The organism is Neobacillus niacini (assembly GCF_023715785.1).
Classification (GTDB): domain Bacteria; phylum Bacillota; class Bacilli; order Bacillales; family Cytobacillaceae; genus Neobacillus; species Neobacillus niacini_E.
Genome location: NZ_JAMBOX010000008.1, coordinates 149,769 through 168,736, shown reverse-complemented (window position 1 = coordinate 168,736; position 18,968 = coordinate 149,769). Strand labels below are relative to the sequence as shown.

Genomic DNA, 18,968 nt, shown 5'->3' with positions numbered 1-18,968 from the left:
TGGTTCTTTCGTCGGCGATGTTGGTAGGTTCGATCCCAATGAGCAGTGTTTTTGCGAATCCGGTTGATTCAAAGGTGGTTACTAGTGTACAAGCTTCTGAGAAGTGGAATGCGAAAGCGAGCGTTCCGGTATTTATGAAGGAGCGGCATGCAGAGAAATTCTCCTCCAGCAACACACCCAATGCATTAAATTATTTAAAGATTGCCGATACTGCAGTGGACATGACGGCCTCTCTAAGCAGTGATGCTGCATTAAAGAAGGCATTATCCGCTGTCAACGCCCCTGAAGAGCTGACTTACGAGCCAACTTCTGAGCTGGTTGTCTATCCTTTTGAAGGGGAAAATTATACTGCCTATAAAGTGAATGTTAACTTCATAGGGGATGATCCCGGAAACTGGTTTGTGTTTGTGGACGCAAAAACAGGAGAAGTAATTAATAAATATAATGGCTTAATGCATGCGGATGAAATGAAAACACAAAAAGGTGCCGGAAAAGGTGTGCATGGCGCACACAGGGAACTACATATAACCCAAGTGAAGGAAGCGAAATCCGGTACTAAGTTTGCGTTAGCAGATTACTCTCACAAAAACCTTGAAGGTATCATAACCTATGATGCTAAAAATGATACCACTGCGAGTAATGATACGATACATGTAGGGAATTCTGCCGCATTTATCGGTGACTATGATCGTGCTCTTGTTGATGCACATTATAATTCCGAAAAGGTATATAACTATTACCTTAATGAGCATGGCCGCAACTCCCTTGACGGCAACGGGATGGCCATCATCTCCAGGGTCCATTATGGAACGAATTATAACAATGCCTCTTGGAATGGGCGTTGGATGACCTATGGTGATGGTGACGGTGAGTTCATGATTTCTTTATCAGCCGGTCTTGACGTTGCAGCCCACGAAATGACTCATGGCGTTATCACTTATACAGCCAATATAGTTTACCGCGGTCAGCCCGGAGCGCTAAACGAATCATTCGCTGACATCTTTGGTGCACTCGTTGACGATGATGATTGGGAAATGGGCGAGGATATTATGGCGCCAGCTGAAAAAGCTAAGGGTAATACAGTATTGCGCAGTTTAAGGGATCCACACAGTGTTATTGTACAAAACGAGCAAAGAAGGGCATATAGCACAAATGGGGGCGTCTATCCGAAACATATGAATGAATTTTATCATATGCCAACTTCTGTTGATAGCGGCGGTGTCCATGTGAACTCCTCGATTACAAACCATGCCGCCTACTTGATTGCCCAAGATATCGGCAGGCAAAAACTAGGTAAAATTTTCTATCGTGCTCTATCAGTATATTTAACTCCAAATTCCGATTTTAGCGACGCACGTAAGGCGGCTGTTCAGTCTGCCATCGACCTTTATGGTGGAGGCAGCAAGGAAGAGGCTGCCGTTCATTCCGGGTTTGATGCGGTGGGAATTTACTAATTACTTTCTCCGTTTCTATGATTTAGGTAAAATCAGAGTTTAAAAGAAAGCCTATCCATTGGTGTCCTCCACCAAATGGCAGGCTTTCTTTTTTGCGTCTTCCTCATACTTCTAATCATCCCATTTTCATATGTTTCGACTTTAAAACCTTCAAAAAAAGTTCATAAATTCGAAAGGCATGAACCTTTTAATAAGGTGTATCCTTAAACTAGAACCTATTTTTACTAAAAAGAAATTGCTTATATAGTAAACGTAAGGAGACGGTCTATATGGAAGTTCGTGATTTTATGATTCGTAATGTCATTACTGCTAAGCAGTCCACAACTGTGAAAGATTTAATCTCTATATTAGAAACCAATCGGATTGGCGGAGTTCCAGTCGTGGATGAGAAAGGAAATTTAGTCGGCATCATTTCAGATGGAGATATAGTGCGATTTCTTTCCCCACATAAAGAGAAATTGTATTTAGCCTACTATATTACCTATATTGAAGAGGCTCAAAAAATAGAAGATGTATTAAGAGAAAGAATGAATACGCCTATTGGGGAAATTATGGTGAAGAAAAATATTAAGACATTAGCACCTGATGATGACTTTGAAAGTGCGATCCGTTTAATATCCAAACATCATTTTAAAAAGATTCCTGTCGTGAATGGAGCTGGCCGAGTCGTTGGCATCATAAGCCGAGGGGACATTATCCATAGTTTATCAAAATCCATATTTAATGAAAAATCCGTTCAGGACCAATTATAATAAGTGCCAGTCATTACCGTAATTTGTCGATTGCTTTTCGACAAATTACGGTAATGACAGTGGCACTCTTTATTAGACATTTTCAGGTGTCGTGAAAACTGTTTAATCTGTAAAGCAATATTCTATCTACTTACTACTTTGTTTATGAGAAAGCCATTTATAGATAAACGTTAAGACGATTAGCAGGAGAATGAACCATAGAGCCTTTGAAAACTGTAAAAGGAACTGTTCAACCATCATCCAGTTGCCGCCAAGCAAATTACCAAGCCCAATAAATACAGAAACCCATACGATGGCCCCAGAGTATGCAAAAAGAGAAAAGTAAGTCTTACGATAGGATGCAATCCCTGCTATATAGGCTGTAATATGTCTTATGCCCGGGATAAAATAGCCAATGAATAAGAGGATTCCGCCATATTTAGAAAAAAGATTTCCAGTTGCGTCTAACTTCTTTTTACCAATTTTCACCTTAGGGCCAAATCTCTCCAAAAAAGGAAGACCGAGCATTTTCCCCAACTGATAACTCACTGTTATTCCAATACAGGTTCCACAAATAGCCACGATAATGGAAGTAACTAAACTCAATCTTCCTAAATACACATTATAGCCAACATAAGTTAGAAGAACCTCATCAGGAATAGGTAATCCCACTATTCCCAGGATTAACAAAAGAAAGATACCTATGTATCCGTATTGCTGAACTAAAGTACTTATATCTAACACTTCCAGCCCCTTATAAAAAAGTTTTTTTAGAATATGAACGAACCTTACCATACTATAGCAATTTTCTTGACAATAGAAAATAGAATCCAGTGCCTGTAATGTTACTTTAGTTTTAGTTGACACAAATAAAATGGCTATAGTGTTTTGCCGATAGTTGGGAATTTTTGAACATGATGCTCCTCTGCTAAAGGATACGATCTATAAACCAGTACAAACCTATTACGCTGATTACAGTGGAAAGACTGTATACTAACTGTCTTTGCCAGCGGGCTCTTTGCAGGTACCATATGAACGGAATAAAGATGATAAGTACGACAATTTGTCCAATTTCGACCCCTAGATTAAAAGAAAAGAGTGGCAGAACGAAATGGCTTCCTAATTTTCCAATCAATAATTCAGCAAAGCCAAACCCATGTATCAGACCAAATCCTAAAGCGACAAGCCAGCGCCATTTGAAGGATTTTGACCAAATATTTTCGGCGGCTACATAAACAATACTAAGGGCAATTAACGGTTCAATGATGGTACCGGGAATAAAGATTGTTTCTGTCGCTGCCAAGGCTAATGTCAAGCAATGTCCAATCGTAAAAGCGGTTAAGGTTTTTACATACTCCCGATAGGTTCCTCTTGCAAGGAGCAATCCAAATAAAAAAAGTAAATGGTCGATTCCTGACCAAATATGTTCCATTCCCATGAGGACGTATTCCCAAAAACCGATTACTTTATTTGGATTGTTACTGGTTTCCTCCACTGTTTCTCCCGTTGTTTTCTCTTTTTTCAAAGCGGTATTTCCTTGAAGAACGGGATGATCCTTCGTAAATATATGTTCAATGACCTGATCACCAATATGGATGGTGGCAAAATTTTGATGGTTCAGGTCCACTCCGTTGAAAAAAATAAAATAATCAATCTCGTATTCCTTAACCGGCTCTTTAAACACGAACTCTATTTTTATGCGGAACATCGAAAGATTGAAGCGCTTCGCTAGCGAAATGTCATGAATGGTTGCCTTACCCTGAAGTCCATTGTTGTTGACGGTTAGATTTTTTAAAACAAACTGCTCAATGGAAGCTTTTGATTGGGCTATTTCGTCTTCTTTCATATATCCGTCCTGATTCGCATCAATGTTCAGAAGCCCGCCTAGAAGATCATCAAGCAAGTATAAGTCATAGCTGACTTTATTTCCTTCTATTTTCACTTCTGAATAGCCTATTGATCCTGAATGTGCCTCCGCTCCATTTGGTTGAAGCAGAAATACAGCCACCATAAAAATCAAACAAATGCTGGCCATAAGTATGTTACTCTTCTGCATAAAATGTCTCCCCTTTTTTAAAAAGCAATAGATGTTCTGGTACATGTTTAGTCTATTAAACAAGCTTTAATCCAATATGAAGAACATGTTAAGAAAAGGATAAGAATTATCTCTATTTACAGAAAAATAATAATTCTTTTGAAATTTTAGCAATTACTTAAAATCCCCTTAACAATACATAGGTAAAATGGAACATGGTTGTAATATAAAAGTGAAAGAGGGGGGAGCCTATGAAGAAGGTAAAAGTACATAGGAAAGTGCGGAAGCTGCTATTACTTGCATGTATGGTAGTGATGATTCTATCAAACTTAAGTTTGGCAGCTTCACCGAATAGGATTTTTGCAGAAGAACTGGCATCCGACCAACAATCTGTGGATACTGCTCCTATTGAGAGTGGTCAAAGCGAGGGAACTGATCCGGTCCAGTTGGGCGAAAGCCAAGGTGAACCAGTAGACCCAAATCATTCTGGCTCAATTGAACAGGTTGCCCCGAATCAACAAGGTAAAAGTCAGGGAGCATCAAATGACACCGGTTCATTGGATAACAGTCAGCCAATCGAACATACGGCGGATACGCCGGCTGTTAAGGCTGCACCTGAATTCAGCACGCAGCAGGAAGATTTGTCGAATCCATTGGTGGAAAATCAAATCGATGGTACCATTCAAGAAGGGGAAGATTTTAATCTTTTTCCTCAAATATTAATTACTGAACTTTCTCCCAATTCTAAAGGGGGAGGAACGGATTATTATGAGTATTTTGAACTCTATAACAATACCAATAAACCAATTTCACTTGATAAATATTCATTTGTTTATAAATATACCGACACAGGACGGGAGTTGCCTTTCCAAGTCCCTTCCGTTACGTTGGAACCAAAGCAAACGATTGTCTATTGGTTCAATAATGGAAACTATACATTAGCAGACTTTAACTCAAATTTTGGTTCGAATTTAACTGCTGATCAAATTGTCGAGTTTAAGGATGTATTCCCAGGGTTTGCCAACGGAGGGCTGCGTGCCCTTGTGATTAAAGACCTAGCAGGGACGGAAATTGTATCTGCGAGCTACTTAGGTAATGAAAATGATAACGATGGCAATGGGATTGAATACAAATATCCGGCAACAGGAACCGAGATGGAAAAATACCGTGTCCTCACTGCACCGACACCAGGGACGATTGAAGCCGAACAGGTTCCGGCTCAGCCCGTAAATCTCGATGAAACTCCCGTGGATGAGGAAGCACCTGTTATTGTCCATACACCTGTAACCAGTAGTGATGCTTATACGCCTATAAAAATGGAAGCAACGGTAACAGACAACATGGCCAAACCATTTGTCACTCTCTATTATAAAACAAAGGGAGAGCAAACCTTTACATCCATTTCGATGAATGCAAGTGTGGATGATTCAACTAAATACTCCGCAGAAATTCCGAGTGTAAATGTTGAGTCCGATCTTACCTACTATATCGAAGCTTCCGACGGTGCCAATAGTTCAAAAACGGAAGAATATCGCATTACGGTGAAGAAACCGGACGTTGATTTTCAAAAGCTTCCCGACTTTTTAGTCACTGAAGTTGTCCCGGATTCCACTAATGTTGGATCAGCGGATGGCTATGAATTTATTGAAATCTATAATAATACGGATAAAGATGTAAACTTTAAGGATTACAAGATTCAGTATAGGTATGGAATGGATCCATCAACAGACGTTATTTGGGCATCCATCCCGGATGATGTGGTGGTTCCTTCTCAAAAGACGCTCGTCTTCTGGATTATTAATGACCAAAACACGCAAAAAACAGTGGCCGATTTTAACGCGAATTATGGTTCAAGCTTAGTAGAGAACAAAGATATCGTTAAGATTTATAGTGCAGGGATGGCTAATGCATCGACAAGAGGTCTCGTTGTGGCAACCAATACGAAAAAGGAAATCGCTGTTGCTTACTATAATGAGGAATCCAATGTCCTTGATACCAAACCGGATAAGGGGATTTTCTATAAGTACCCACTTGATGGTTCGACGAAAATGGTAAAAATAAGCGCTGGTGTCAAAGCTGCCACACCGGGAGTGGTTGAATCATCTCAAGTCCCGGCACAGCCTGTCCACATAAGCGATGATACAATCAAGCCAGTAATTGAAAACATGACAAAAGTAACAGAAGTGAATCAAAAGGAAAACATTCATATTGTTGCCGATGCATCTGATGACAGGGATGTAAAAACCGTACGTTTATTTTATCGTCCCAACCATCAACAGCAATACACCCAGGTACTGTTAGTAGAAGATTTCGATGATATGATGTATCATCATACGATTTACTCCCCTGAAATCATTGGGAATCAATACGTGGAATATTACTTTGTTGTTTCTGATGGGACCAATGAAGTGACAAGTGAGACGTATAAAATCAACGTAACAAGTGATCTTGACGATTCAAGCCTGCGACTAAATGTGAAATCAAATGAAATTGTTTCAAAAGAGAAGATTCTTAAAGGAACATCCAAGACGGAGTCACCGGACCAGGTGAAGCTTTTCATTGATGGAACTGAGGTGACAGAAGATACTTACCAATCCCTGGAACATGATGCCTATTTCGCTTTTGAAGCAAGCGGTGTAGATCTCTTTTTCCAAAATGGCGTCACCATGGGGGATGACATTATCCGGATTTTTGATGATACCATCACAAATTGGGATACCATCACAGTACCTATTGATGCCGATCGCCTGAGAATTGGAGAAAACGTGATTACCATTCGTTCCGGCAATAAAGCATCACCATTTCAATTGGAAGAGTCCGAAGAAAATCGCGATGATTTTGATATTAGAAATGTAAGATTAGTTTTGGCAGACGGTACGATTTTACGGGACCCTGTGAAAAATAACCCTACAAAGGTTTATGATATGGGGGATGACGGGACTTACAGGCCGTTTGAACATTTTACGTTTACGATTACGGCGGATCAAGCATCTTCCAAATCATACAAATGGGATACCACAAAGATAGCCGATGGCGATCATATTGTAAAAGTGCAAGACGCTGACGAGGAAGCATCCGCCTCCGTAAAAGTGGATAATACCGCACCGGTGCTTTCTACCAGCCTTGAGGACGGAAAGGAATACAAAGGCAAGTTTACCATCGAAGCCGATGCAGCTGATGCAATTGCCGGGGTGCAAACATTTCAAGTCATGCTGGATGATCAGGTTATTACAGTACCATATGAAACAGCCTCATCCAAACTGGCTCCTGGAGAACATAAGCTGGCTATGACAGCCTTTGATAAGGTAGGGAACAAGGCAGAAAAGATTGTTCGTTTTTCCGTTGCGAATGAAAATCCTAACAAACCTGAGCTTGTTTCACCAACGGACGGGACTTCTACTCCGGTTAATGGCAATCCGTCTTTAAAGGTTAAAGTAACCGATCCAACGGACGATGATTTGGACGTTACCTTCTATAAAGGGTTTAAATATGATGTCAGCCAAACTGACCGCGTCAAGGCATTTAAAAATGCAGCAGATACGGAACCGCCAAAAACAATGGTTCCTGCAGGCGAACAAGCCTTTACGGCGGATGATATTTCGCTCGTGTTGAAGCAGGATCAGCAATATTTAGTGACGGACTCAACAACGCAATTTCCATATCAGCGGTTTGAGGTAGAAGTGGATCCTTCTATCGACGAAACGGCCCTTGTCGAACTGGAATGGAAAGGGAAGTCTTTGCCGGGTAGAAAGGTAGCCATGTATGCTTGGAATCATAAGCTTGGCGATTGGACGATGATTCAATTTAAAATCGCCGGGGATGAAGACTTTGAATTGAAAGGTAATGTTGTTGTCAGCGATTTTGTTAAGGATCATAAGATTAATGTTTTAATCCAAGACGAAATTCCATCGTCACCGGACCAGTATGATTATACATTTGTATGGATGTCAGACACACAATATTATTCACAAAGCTACCCGCATATTTATGATCGGATGACAAATTGGATTGTTGAGAAGCAGGATGAGATGAAAATCAAATATGTCTTCCATACAGGTGATATTGTTGACAAAGCCCACATGGAGTACGAATGGCAAAATGCCGACCGGTCTATGAAAGTGCTTGATGACAATCAGATTCCATATGGCGTTTTGGCGGGAAATCATGATGTCGATCATAAGACAGGTGATTATACCCAATATTATCAGTGGTTTGGCGAGGACCGATTTAAGGATAAACCATACTATGGTGAATCGTATAAAAATAACCGCGGCCACTATGATTTAATCTCCGCGAATGGAAATGATTACATCATGCTGTACATGGGCTGGGGAGTGGAGGATGAGGATCTTCAATGGATGAGTGATGTCTTGAAACAATATCCGCATCGTAAGGCAATCCTGAGTTTCCATGAATATTTGCTTGTCTCCGGTAATCGCAGTCCATTAGGCAATCGGATTTACAATCAACTCGTGCTGCCAAATGAAAATGTGATCGCCGTGCTTAGCGGTCATTACCATGATTCGGAAACATTGGTCGATGCTATTGATGATAATGGTGATGGGGTACCGGATCGCCAAGTCTATCAAATGCTTGGCGATTACCAGGGCGGACCTGAAGGCGGCCAGGGATACATGAAGCTGCTTCATTTTGATCAAAAAAATAATAAAATCATGGTCAATACGTATTCACCGTATTTAGACAATTATAATTTCTATGATCCCATTCAATTCCCGGAAAAGGATGAGCGAGATTTAGAGGTGGACCTTCAGCCAAAGCTAAAACGCGTTGCTACGGACTATTTTACAGTCAATGTGTATACCGATACTGAAATTGGCAAGGTTGAAAATACCCCGAGCGGCTCGATTGTGCAAACAGAGTGGAAGGGATTAACGGAAAATCAAACCTATTCTTGGTATGCCGTTGCAGAAGATGACTATACCGGAAAAGCTGTTTCGGATATCTGGACCTTTACAAAAGGAAAGGATGAAAGTGCGGCACCGGAAAAACCATCCGTTCCAGGTGATAATCTGGGGAATATCCCAGGAGCTAACGCTGGCACTTCCCCTGTTACATCTAAACCAGATGACTTAGGACAGGGAAAAGGTCCAGCAGCTAAGGACCCTGACAAGAAGCCAGCAGCAGATGGCGGTCAGTTGCCTTCAACAGCTACCAATACTTTTAACATCATTCTTATCGGAATTTTGATCATCACCATTGGTGGTATAACCTGGTTAGTAAGAAGAAAAACGACTGAAGTTTAATTTAGAAAAGTAAAAGGCGATGCGGGAGTCGGCATCGCCTATTTTTCGTACCATTCAATTTCTAAAATAGGGCTGGGGATGTAGAGAGTCATTAGGCTTTAGCAGGTTAATTGAATAAGGATTATTATGTATGATGACATTAGTGAGAAGGAAAATAATTCCTTGTTCATTCTGCTAGGAGCCATCATGAACCCAAAAAGTGATGGATATTATTCCTCTGAAGAACTGACAAAGATTGATATATTGCAAGGATAAAAAAATGATCGATGCAGGGAGGAGGAATTATCATGTTTTTGAAAATAGTCAAGAATGATTTTCTCAGAAACAAAATTGTCACGATAACAGTATTTGTATTTATCACGATGGCCGTTATTTTGGCAGCCAGTGCTACAAATAACATTGCCAATCTGATTCAGTCGCTGTCGAATCTTAAGGAGAGCGCCGTACCGGCTGATATGACGGTGATGCATGCCGGTGAATATGACCAGGAAGACATCGACCAATTCACAGAACAATACCGTGACCATATCGCGAAGCAGGAGACGATGGTCCTTCAGAATATGGATGGAAGCCATATTCATTTTGGCCAAAATGAAACGATGGGTGGGACGATACAGGATATTTCATTTGTTGTACAGAATAAGAAATTTGATTTTATATTGGATCTGAATAATGAAAAGCTGGATGTAAAGGAAGGCTTCGTTGCCGTTCCCATCTATTTCATGGAAAAACACGATTTAAAAATAGGTGATCCGATTACGTTGAAAAGCGGCAGCTATGAGAAAGAGTTTATCATTTCAGATTATGCAAGAGATTTTGAGATGAACTCTTCCCTCACTTCTTCGAAACGGTTTGTGATCAATCAGAGTGACTATGATGTAATGCTCGAAACGCAGGCAGGGGAACTGGAGTATCTGATCGAATTCAAGCTCTACGAAAACGGGGATCCTGCTTCAGTCCAGGCTGCCTATATCGAAGCGGGTCTTCCGGCAAACGGTCCGATCATTGAAGGAAAGATATTTGCGATGTTTAATGCCATGTCAGATATGGCCGTTGCGATTGTCATTCTATTTATTAGTATTCTGCTTATTGTGATTGCTTCGCTTTGTATTAGACTTACATTTCTAGCAGCGATTGATGAAGATATGAGAGAAATCGGTGTTATGAAAGCAATGGGGATATCCAAAAAGGATATAAAAAAGGTCTATCTTAACAAATACAGAGTTATCTCCGCAGCAGCCGGTATGATCGGTTATCTGATGTCCTTTGCAGCGGTAAATCTGATAAACGGTCATATGAGACTTTACCTATCTTCCGATTTATCAGGCAGCTTACAATATGCCCTATCACTTATCGCTCCATTACTTGTCTATTTCCTGATTGTGCTGTACTGCCAGCAAGTACTGAAAAGAATCGATAAGATTTCTGCGGTGGAAGCGTTACGGAGAGATTCTATGGAGCGCGGAAAGACTCGAAAATACAGTTTCCCGCTGCTAAAGAACAAATTCTTCAGCACCACTATTTACATGGGCTTAAGGGATGTATGGAAACGATTCAAATTATACAGGCTGCTGTTTGTTATTTTTATCGTATGTACGTTTATTGTCATTCTCCCAGTCAATATTTATAACACCATGAATTCACCAAAATTTTCTACATACATGGGAATAGGAAAATCCGACATGAGAATTGATCTTCGAAGGACTGATCGGATTACAGAAGAATTTAAAAGACTGCAGGTGGAACTGCAGAATGATTCGGATATTGAAAAGTATGCGGCGTACATCACTAGTTCTTATCAGGTGAAAAATGAGGAAGGCACATGGGACAATATAAATATTGAAACCGGAGATTTCTCGGTATTTCCATTAAACTATTTGCAAGGCAGAGCACCCCAAGGTATGGGAGAAATCTCGCTATCCTTTGCCAATGCCGCAAAAGGCGGATTAAACAAGAAAGTAGGAGATAAAGTAACCGTCAAGGTTGGCGGGAAGGAGCGAATTTTATCCGTTACCGGTATTTATCAGGATATAACAAATGGGGGAAAAACAGCAAAGGCACATAATAGTCTTGGGGTAAATGAAGAGGCCGTTCTTTGGTATATTGTGAGCATGGATTTGGCCCCGGGCGTGGATATTCGTGAAAAAATGAATTACTACCAAAATACTTACGATGCTGCGCAGGTAAATGGTATCAAAGAATATACGGAGCAGACGCTTGGAAATCTGATTGAACAGATGAGCATAGTGGTGATAGGCGGAATCGCAATCGCCGTTATCCTAGCTGTATTGATCACTGTATTATTCCTGCGAATGATATTATCAAAGGATATGTCACAGATTGCCATCATGCGAAGCGTGGGATTAACGTCAAAGCAAATTAGTCATCAATATATGGCAGGAACGATGATGGTCCTGGCAGCGGGAATCATACTCGGCACGCTGGTTTCGAATTATGCAGGGGAGTTTCTAGTAAGTATGGCCATGTCCTCTTTAGGAGCGGCAAAAATAGAGTTTGTCCATATTATCTGGCAGACCTGGCTGCTCTGTCCGTTAGTGCTGATGTGCGCCGTTGGATGGACGATCGTTGTGTCCTGTAAAGTAGCCGTAAAAGGTGATTTATCCGTCGTTTTAAGAAGTTAACAGTACTAAAAAGGGATGGGAGGGATATAGATGAGCCATATAGTAGAAGCAAAAAAGATGAACAAAAAAGTGGCATTGGGAAATGACAATGAGCTTCATATCTTGAAGGACATCAACCTGGATATAGCAGAAGGAGAATTCGTATCGGTCATGGGGCCATCTGGAAGCGGGAAATCGACACTGTTGTACAATGTGAGCGGAATGGATCGCATTTCTTCCGGCAGTGTGAAAATCAAAGGCAGTGAAATCGGCAGCATGAAGGAAGAAGAACTGGCCCAGCTTCGTTTGAAAAATATGGGATTTATTTTTCAAGATATTAATCTATTAAAAAATCTATCCTTGATTGACAATGTGATGTTTCCTGCTCTTGTTTCAAAAGATGCGGATAAAAATGAGGTGTATGAAAAAGCAAGAAAGCTGATGGAAGTGACGGGAATTGAGAAGCTTGCCAATCATACGATCACCCAAGGCTCTGGCGGGCAACTGCAGAGAGTCGGCATCTGCAGAGCCTTGATCAATGACCCGAATATCCTATTTGGCGACGAACCGACCGGAGCATTAGATTCCAAATCGACAGAAGAAATTATGTCCATTCTTGCAGAAATTAATAAAAACGGGACAACCGTCATGCTCGTTACGCATGATGTAAAGGTGGCAGCCAAAACCGAAAGAATATTGTTTATGGTAGATGGAACGATTGTTGCACAGAAAAAAATGAGTAAGTATGATCCGCAGTATGAGAATATGAAGCAAAGAGAAGAAAGCCTTATGAAATGGCTAGTGGAAAATGGATTTTGAACCACGAGGACAGTTCTTATGGCACTTTTCCAGTGTCTGAAAAGCCAGCAGAACCATCCCCATGGACTCTAATTTGTGGTAAATTAAAATAAACAACAGAAGATTATGTTCGTTTTGATTTAGTTAAGGACCAAAATGAGGATGGAGGTCGAGTAAAAGTTGGCTGATCTTTACATAGTGGACGGTGGAATAAACGAACTAAAGAATGTCTATCAATTATTTGCGAAAGACTTTCCCATCGAAGAACGAAAAACCTACGACCAGCTTGAATTCTTACTTTCTAAAAAGAAATATAAATTGCTGGTGGCGAAACAAAGGAACAATAATGAGTTGGTTGGGTATGCGTTTATTTATGAATTAGAGCAGGTAAATGCCATTTGGCTCGATTATATGGCTGTTAATAAAGAGTTTCGGAATAAAGGGTATGGGGCCATTTTATTAAACCACTTAGCACAATATAAACAGGATGGGCTGGGCTTATTTTTCGAGGTGGAAATACCTGTTGAAGGTGAAAATAAAAACAACCAGCTAAGGAGAATCCACTTTTATGAAAGATTGGGTGCCAAAAAGCTGGAGGTTGGGTATGAATTTCCGACAAGCAATGGTGGGTTTCCGATGTACCTATTTTTTAAGGCCTCATCTGACCTTCAGAAATTATCAAGTAAGTTGATTCGAGAAGCGATAGCTGAGGCTTTCGAAGAGATACATATCGACGTGAAAAATAGAGAACAGATCCTGGCCAAGGTTCTTTCCACTATTGAAGATTGTTAAATTTCCGGTTTAAGGAAGGGGTAGAAGGATGACCATTATTGATAAATTAAATCTGGGTAAGTATCGGAATATGGCAGTGCTGAATCAGCCGGATGACTATGATTTGTTTAATGACGATCAGAAGAATTTATCAGGAAATCATGATGGGATCTTTATTTTTATCGAAACGCTAGAGCAAATGGTGGACTATACACAAAGGGTGATCAAGGAACAGCTATTGCTTGAAAAAGGGTACTTATTTTTTGCTTATCCGAAAAAAGGGAACAAGCGGTACGAAACGTTCATCCACAGAGATGAGATTTTTCCAGCACTAAAGGTGGATGAGGATGGTTATGTTGAAGATAGCGATTTGAAATTCTCGCGGATGGTGGGAATGGATGATGTATTCACTGTCGTCGGATTGAAGCGTGAAGCAAGGAAAACGAAAAAGTCATCCGCTCCAAGTCAGTCTGTTGCCGATTATGAGGAGCATGTTAAAGATATTGAAAAGCTTTTAGCTGATCATCCCAATGAACTAAGATTATATAAGGAGTTAACACCAGGCTACCAAAAGGGTTGGGCCCGCTATCTATTTTCTGCCACACAGCAGCAAACACGGGAAAAACGCCTCGAACAAATGGTCGATATCCTGTCACAGGGGTATAAATCTGTTGATTTATATCGGCAGAAAAAGAAATAGCAAATATGTGGTTTAAAGCAAGCAAATATGATTCTCGGGGTCAGTCTCCTGTTCCAATTTGGAAGACTGACCCCATTCTTTCTGTCCCATCACATGATTAACGTTCGGCTTGAGGGTTAAATAAAAACCAAAGCAAAAGAGATAACCACTAAAAAAGGTAGTCATCTCTTTATTGTTTAAAAAATCTCTTTTTATTTCGATAATCCTAAAACTAACTCTTTATAGATTTCGAAGAATGCAAAGTAGTAATCTTTGTAGACATATTCATCTGTTTTGTGTGCCATTTTTGTTTCGCCTGGACCAAACATCATGAATGGAAAGTTGTCATCTTTACCTCGTAATAAGTTTGATGCATCCGTCACCCCTGGCGAACCTTTAACAGAAATGTCTAAATCTAAATGTTTTTTACCGAGTTCTTTCGCAAGATCAACCATTTCAGATTGTCCAGAAGTGGAAACACTTGGTAATGACATGGTCACTTCAACATGAATAGTAGAGCCTTCTTTATTGTACTTTTTAGCTGTTGTGTTGAATAAGTCCATTACTTCATCGTTATCAAATTCTGGAATTGTACGCACGTTTATTTCAGCTACGGCTTTTTCTGGAACAGAGTTTACTTGGTTCCCTGCATGAAAAATAGTTGTACTCATAACCAATTTATCTAGAACTTCATTTTTACGATCATCGCCATTCAATTTTTCGTTTAGTTCTAATAGATATTCCATCAGTGGATTAATCGCGTTATAACCTTGGTCAGGCATAGAACTGTGTGCTGCTTCACCAATAGACGTTACACGCAAGTTAAGTGATCCTTTGTGAGAGTAAATAATCGTGTCATGAGAAGGTTCTGCGACCCACAGATAATCTACATCCTCCATATAGCCTTCTTCGTATAATTTTTTAGAACCTGCACCACCGACCTCTTCACCAGTCGTTGCCATAAAACGGACAGTACCATTTGTTAGTTCATTATTTTCTTTGAGTTCAATCATCACTAAAGCAAGGTTCACTAAACCTGCTTTCATGTCATTTGTTCCACGTCCGTATAATTTTCCGTCTCTTTCTGTCAATGTGAACGGATCCGAAGTCCACTCGCTTTCATCACCAGGAGAAACGACATCCATATGGCCGGAAACGCCAATGACTGGTCTCCCGCTTCCAATTTCAGCCACTAAGTTAACGCGAGTGTCTGTAACTGGAACAATTTTCGATTCAATGCCGTATTGGGCAAATAAATCCTTCAAGTAATTTGCCACTTCGATTTCGTTTTCATTAACAGATTTAATCGCGATCATGTCAGATAAAATCTTTATCTTTTCTTCTTCTGTAAAATGTTTCATACTAAGGCCCTCCGAAATTTTATCTGTCTATCCTTAATGAGAATACAACTGTATTTTACCCAAAAGCAGTATATTTGTTGAATTAGCTTCTAAAAAGACAACGACACCCCTTTTCCTTTTTAGTTATTTACCGCCAAAAATCTTACATTCTCTCCGACGAAAGAACCCGTTAAATCTAGGACTAAATTATGCACGTATAATATGTTCGTATTACTTTCCTACCGTTAACTCCTTTTCTCAACACTTGCCCATTTCAAAAATGATGCATTTACATAGGATGCACTAACTGATGAAAAAGGAGGATTATGACAAGGTACCAAGAGTTACAAAGTGAGGCGGTGATTGATATCACAAAAAAATATTTAAAGATAGTAAATGAAAGGAGATTAAGATGTCTCAATTAGAAAATGAACTTGAAAATGATCAACTCAGGCCACATCAAAGGAAAAAGAAACCGAAAACGGCTGTAGTGGTGGAAAATTGGTTTGTTCGAATAACTATTGTTGTTTTATATGCTCTATTCTTAACTGGGATGGTGTTTGTCAATGTTAGGGCTGAAAAAACATGGGAATATGTGATTGGCGCTTTTTCTACTCTAAGTTTCGGCTACCTTTTACTAAAAGTGGTTGTTTCTTATTTTTATAACCCAGCAAAACAGGAGCCAAAGAAAGAGTATAAGGTATCTGTTATTATCCCCAATTACAATGAAAGTATAGAATCCGTAAATAAAAGTTTAGCTTGTTTGCTACAACAAGATTATCCCATTCATGAAATTATCTTTGTTGATGATGGTAGTACCGATGATTCAGCTTTTGTTGAAGTGAGTAAAATGGCACAAATCATTCATTCGAAAAATGACCCTTCATTGCCTAAAATCATCACGCATCAATTTGAAAAAAACAAAGGGAAAAAAGCGGCACAAGCCTGGGGATTTACACATGCTACTGGTGATATTTTCATGCTAGTTGATTCTGATGGATATATATTCCCGGATGCCGTAAGAGAGTTATTAAAACCATTTAATGACGATCAAGTCATGTCAGTTGTCGGTCATATTAACGCAAGAAATGCAAAAGAAAACTTCTTAACTCGATTGCAAGACGTAGTGTATGATAAAGCATTTAGAGTAGGGCGTGGCGCACAATCCGTTACCAATGCTGTTTTGGTTTGTTCTGGCGCCATAAGTATGCATAGGGCCAATATGGTTGTGGACCATTTGGATGAATTTTTAAGTCCGACTGTAGCTGGGGTTCCTTGTGAAGTCGGCGACGATCGGATGTTAACCGATATCGCCTTGAAATATGGCGGAAAGACAAAATATCAATCCACCGCTGTGTGTCTGACGGACGTACCGAACAAATTAAAACAACTTTTTAAACAACAAGTCCGATGGGGAAAATCAACTTATTTATTCAGTATCGCCTCATTGAATCATGCTTGGAGAAAGCCGTTTATGTTAGTGTGGCTACTTGGTGAAGGATATACGTGGTTCTTTTTTTCCGTATCTCTAACGGCATCTTTCCTTCAATGGACAGAAACATATGCCGTGATTTTTGTTTTATATTCTTTAGGATATATGGTCCTAGTTGCCTTTATTAGTGGTGTTTATTACTTTTTTAAAAATCCATTGGTTTATCTGTTTTCTCCGATATTTGCTCTTATGTATATGATCATATTAGTTCCGATTCGAGTTTGGGCGTTAGTAACCATTAATAAAACATCTTGGGGTACAAGATAAGGGGGGATTTTTCTATGGCCGAAACAGACCTGAATAACTACAGTCAGTTATATGCTCAATTACAGACAAAAAATGCGGTTATTGGCGTGATTGGAATGGGCTATGTAGGTCTGCCGACTATGGTATCTAAAGCGAGAGTAGGTTATTCGGTTATTGGTTTTGATGTGGATGAAACAAAAGTCAATCGAATAAATGCAGGCCAAAATTACATTGGCGATGTCCAGGAAGATGTTTTGAAACAATTAGTAAACCAAAAGAAAATAAGAGCAACAACTGACTTTTCTGAACTTCGCTTAGTTGATGTCATGGTTATTTGTGTTCCTACGCCGATTGATGAACACAAGCAGCCAGATTTGTCTTATATTCAAAACGCAACAAACCAAATTGTGATGAATGCCAAAGCGGGTTCTTTAGTCGTCCTTGAAAGTACAACCTATCCTTCTACCACTGAAGAGATCATTGTTACATCAGTGGAAGACAGAGGATTTAAAATTGGAGAAGATTTCTTTGTAGCCTATTCTCCAGAAAGAGTCGACCCATCCAACAAAGTATATACGATTGAAAATACTCCGCGGATTGTGGGCGGCCATACAGAAAGATGTACGGAACTGGCTCAACTGTTTATTGGCGGCAATGTATTCCCTGTCAGTTCAACGAAAGCAGCTGAAATGGCGAAGGTGTTTGAAAATACATTCCGGTTTGTGAATATTGCCTTGGCGAATGAGCTTGCTGTCATTTGTGACAAAATGGGGCTAGATCCATGGGAAGTGATTGAAGCTGCCAATACAAAACCATATGGTTTCATGGCATTTTATCCAAGTGTAGGAATTGGAGGACATTGCATACCAGTTGACCCGTATTATCTTTCTTGGTATTCAAAAAAATACAATTTCAATACTCAGATGATTGAAATGGCGGGTGAAATTAACGATAGAATGAATTCCTATTCTATTAAAAAAATCATGCAGATTCTAAACTTGCAAGGTAAAACAGTGAAGGGCAGCAAAATTGCCATCTTAGGTGCTGCTTACAAGAAAGATATTGACGATGTTCGAGAATCTCCGATTTTCCGTTTCTATGAATCATTAGGAAAGTTAGGTGCTAATCTTGCGGTTTATGACCCTCATGTTGAAAGTTTCAGATTGGATGGGGAAATAATCCCCGTTCAAAAGGTGAATTACGATAAACTTGGGGAATTTGACGTAGTGGCATTACTAACCGATCACACCGATTTTGATTATGAAAAAATTGCCTCAAACGCAACTATCATCTTTGATACGAAAAACGGTTTTAAAGAAGTGGAGAATTTCAAAGGACATTATTATAAATTGTGATAAGTACCTTGTCATTGTCTTGTATAGAACCTAGATCTGAAACTTTTTAGGTCTAGGTTCTCCAGCATGGTTTTATCCGGTCCATCAGCTTGGGTGTTCGGAGAGCGATAGCCCCTGTTGTTTAAGATCACCATATCCATGTTATTGCCCATGAATACTTGTGAATTCCAAATGTAGAAGAT

13 protein-coding genes are annotated in these 18,968 nt (G+C 39.8%); 10 read left to right on the top strand and 3 right to left on the bottom strand.

The window, feature by feature from the left end; translation table 11 throughout:
- Positions 1 to 38 precede the first annotated feature (38 nt).
- Both M3234_RS15710 and M3234_RS15705 read left to right on the top strand, forming a co-directional pair.
- Positions 39 to 1,454 carry a M4 family metallopeptidase gene (locus tag M3234_RS15710; protein ID WP_262305638.1) on the top strand — a complete coding sequence of 472 codons (1,416 nt, stop codon included), beginning with the start codon at positions 39 to 41 and terminating at the stop codon, positions 1,452 to 1,454.
- 269 nt (positions 1,455 to 1,723) lie between these two features.
- Positions 1,724 to 2,206 carry a CBS domain-containing protein gene (locus tag M3234_RS15705; protein ID WP_262305637.1) on the top strand — a complete coding sequence of 161 codons (483 nt, stop codon included), beginning with the start codon at positions 1,724 to 1,726 and terminating at the stop codon, positions 2,204 to 2,206.
- Between the two features lie 126 nt (positions 2,207 to 2,332).
- Here the strand turns inward: M3234_RS15705 and M3234_RS15700 are convergent, their stop codons facing one another.
- Together M3234_RS15700 and M3234_RS15695 are read right to left on the bottom strand one after the other, a co-directional pair.
- Positions 2,333 to 2,929: a DedA family protein gene (locus tag M3234_RS15700; protein ID WP_262305636.1), complete on the bottom strand. Its 597-nt coding sequence runs from the start codon at positions 2,927 to 2,929 to the stop codon at positions 2,333 to 2,335.
- Between the two features lie 184 nt (positions 2,930 to 3,113).
- Complete coding sequence (locus M3234_RS15695) at positions 3,114 to 4,241, bottom strand: HupE/UreJ family protein (RefSeq protein ID WP_262305635.1); 1,128 nt, start codon at positions 4,239 to 4,241, stop codon at positions 3,114 to 3,116.
- 230 nt (positions 4,242 to 4,471) lie between these two features.
- On the opposite strand from M3234_RS15695, the gene M3234_RS15690 reads away from it, so the two are divergent.
- The 6 genes from M3234_RS15690 to M3234_RS15670 all read left to right on the top strand — a co-directional run bounded on the left by M3234_RS15690 (position 4,472) and on the right by M3234_RS15670 (position 14,374).
- Positions 4,472 to 9,484, top strand: coding sequence for a lamin tail domain-containing metallophosphoesterase family protein (locus tag M3234_RS15690; RefSeq protein ID WP_262305634.1), 5,013 nt, complete (start codon positions 4,472 to 4,474; stop codon positions 9,482 to 9,484).
- Positions 9,485 to 9,610: 126 nt separating this feature from the next.
- Entirely contained in the window at positions 9,611 to 9,739 is a 129-nt protein-coding gene (locus M3234_RS29335) for a hypothetical protein (protein ID WP_285858484.1), read from the top strand.
- Positions 9,740 to 9,771: 32 nt separating this feature from the next.
- Entirely contained in the window at positions 9,772 to 12,126 is a 2,355-nt protein-coding gene (locus M3234_RS15685) for an ABC transporter permease (RefSeq protein WP_262305633.1), read from the top strand.
- A gap of 30 nt (positions 12,127 to 12,156) precedes the next feature.
- Positions 12,157 to 12,924, top strand: a complete 768-nt coding sequence (locus tag M3234_RS15680; protein WP_262305632.1) for an ABC transporter ATP-binding protein — start codon at positions 12,157 to 12,159, stop codon at positions 12,922 to 12,924.
- A 159-nt stretch (positions 12,925 to 13,083) separates the two neighbouring features.
- Positions 13,084 to 13,695 (top strand): GNAT family N-acetyltransferase, encoded by a 612-nt coding sequence (locus M3234_RS15675; protein WP_262305631.1) that lies wholly within the window; start codon positions 13,084 to 13,086, stop codon positions 13,693 to 13,695.
- Between the two features lie 28 nt (positions 13,696 to 13,723).
- Positions 13,724 to 14,374, top strand: a complete 651-nt coding sequence (locus M3234_RS15670) for a YdeI/OmpD-associated family protein (protein ID WP_262305630.1) — start codon at positions 13,724 to 13,726, stop codon at positions 14,372 to 14,374.
- 191 nt (positions 14,375 to 14,565) lie between these two features.
- On the opposite strand, the gene M3234_RS15665 is transcribed toward M3234_RS15670, so the two are convergent.
- Positions 14,566 to 15,714 (bottom strand): ArgE/DapE family deacylase, encoded by a 1,149-nt coding sequence (locus M3234_RS15665; protein WP_262305629.1) that lies wholly within the window; start codon positions 15,712 to 15,714, stop codon positions 14,566 to 14,568.
- Between the two features lie 391 nt (positions 15,715 to 16,105).
- Between M3234_RS15665 and M3234_RS15660 the strand changes: the two genes are divergently transcribed.
- The gene (locus tag M3234_RS15660; RefSeq protein WP_262305628.1) at positions 16,106 to 17,452 is read left to right on the top strand and encodes a glycosyltransferase family 2 protein; all 1,347 of its coding nucleotides are present in this window, start codon (positions 16,106 to 16,108) and stop codon (positions 17,450 to 17,452) included.
- A gap of 14 nt (positions 17,453 to 17,466) precedes the next feature.
- Positions 17,467 to 18,786 carry a nucleotide sugar dehydrogenase gene (locus tag M3234_RS15655; RefSeq protein WP_262305627.1) on the top strand — a complete coding sequence of 440 codons (1,320 nt, stop codon included), beginning with the start codon at positions 17,467 to 17,469 and terminating at the stop codon, positions 18,784 to 18,786.
- Positions 18,787 to 18,968: the final 182 nt, after the last annotated feature.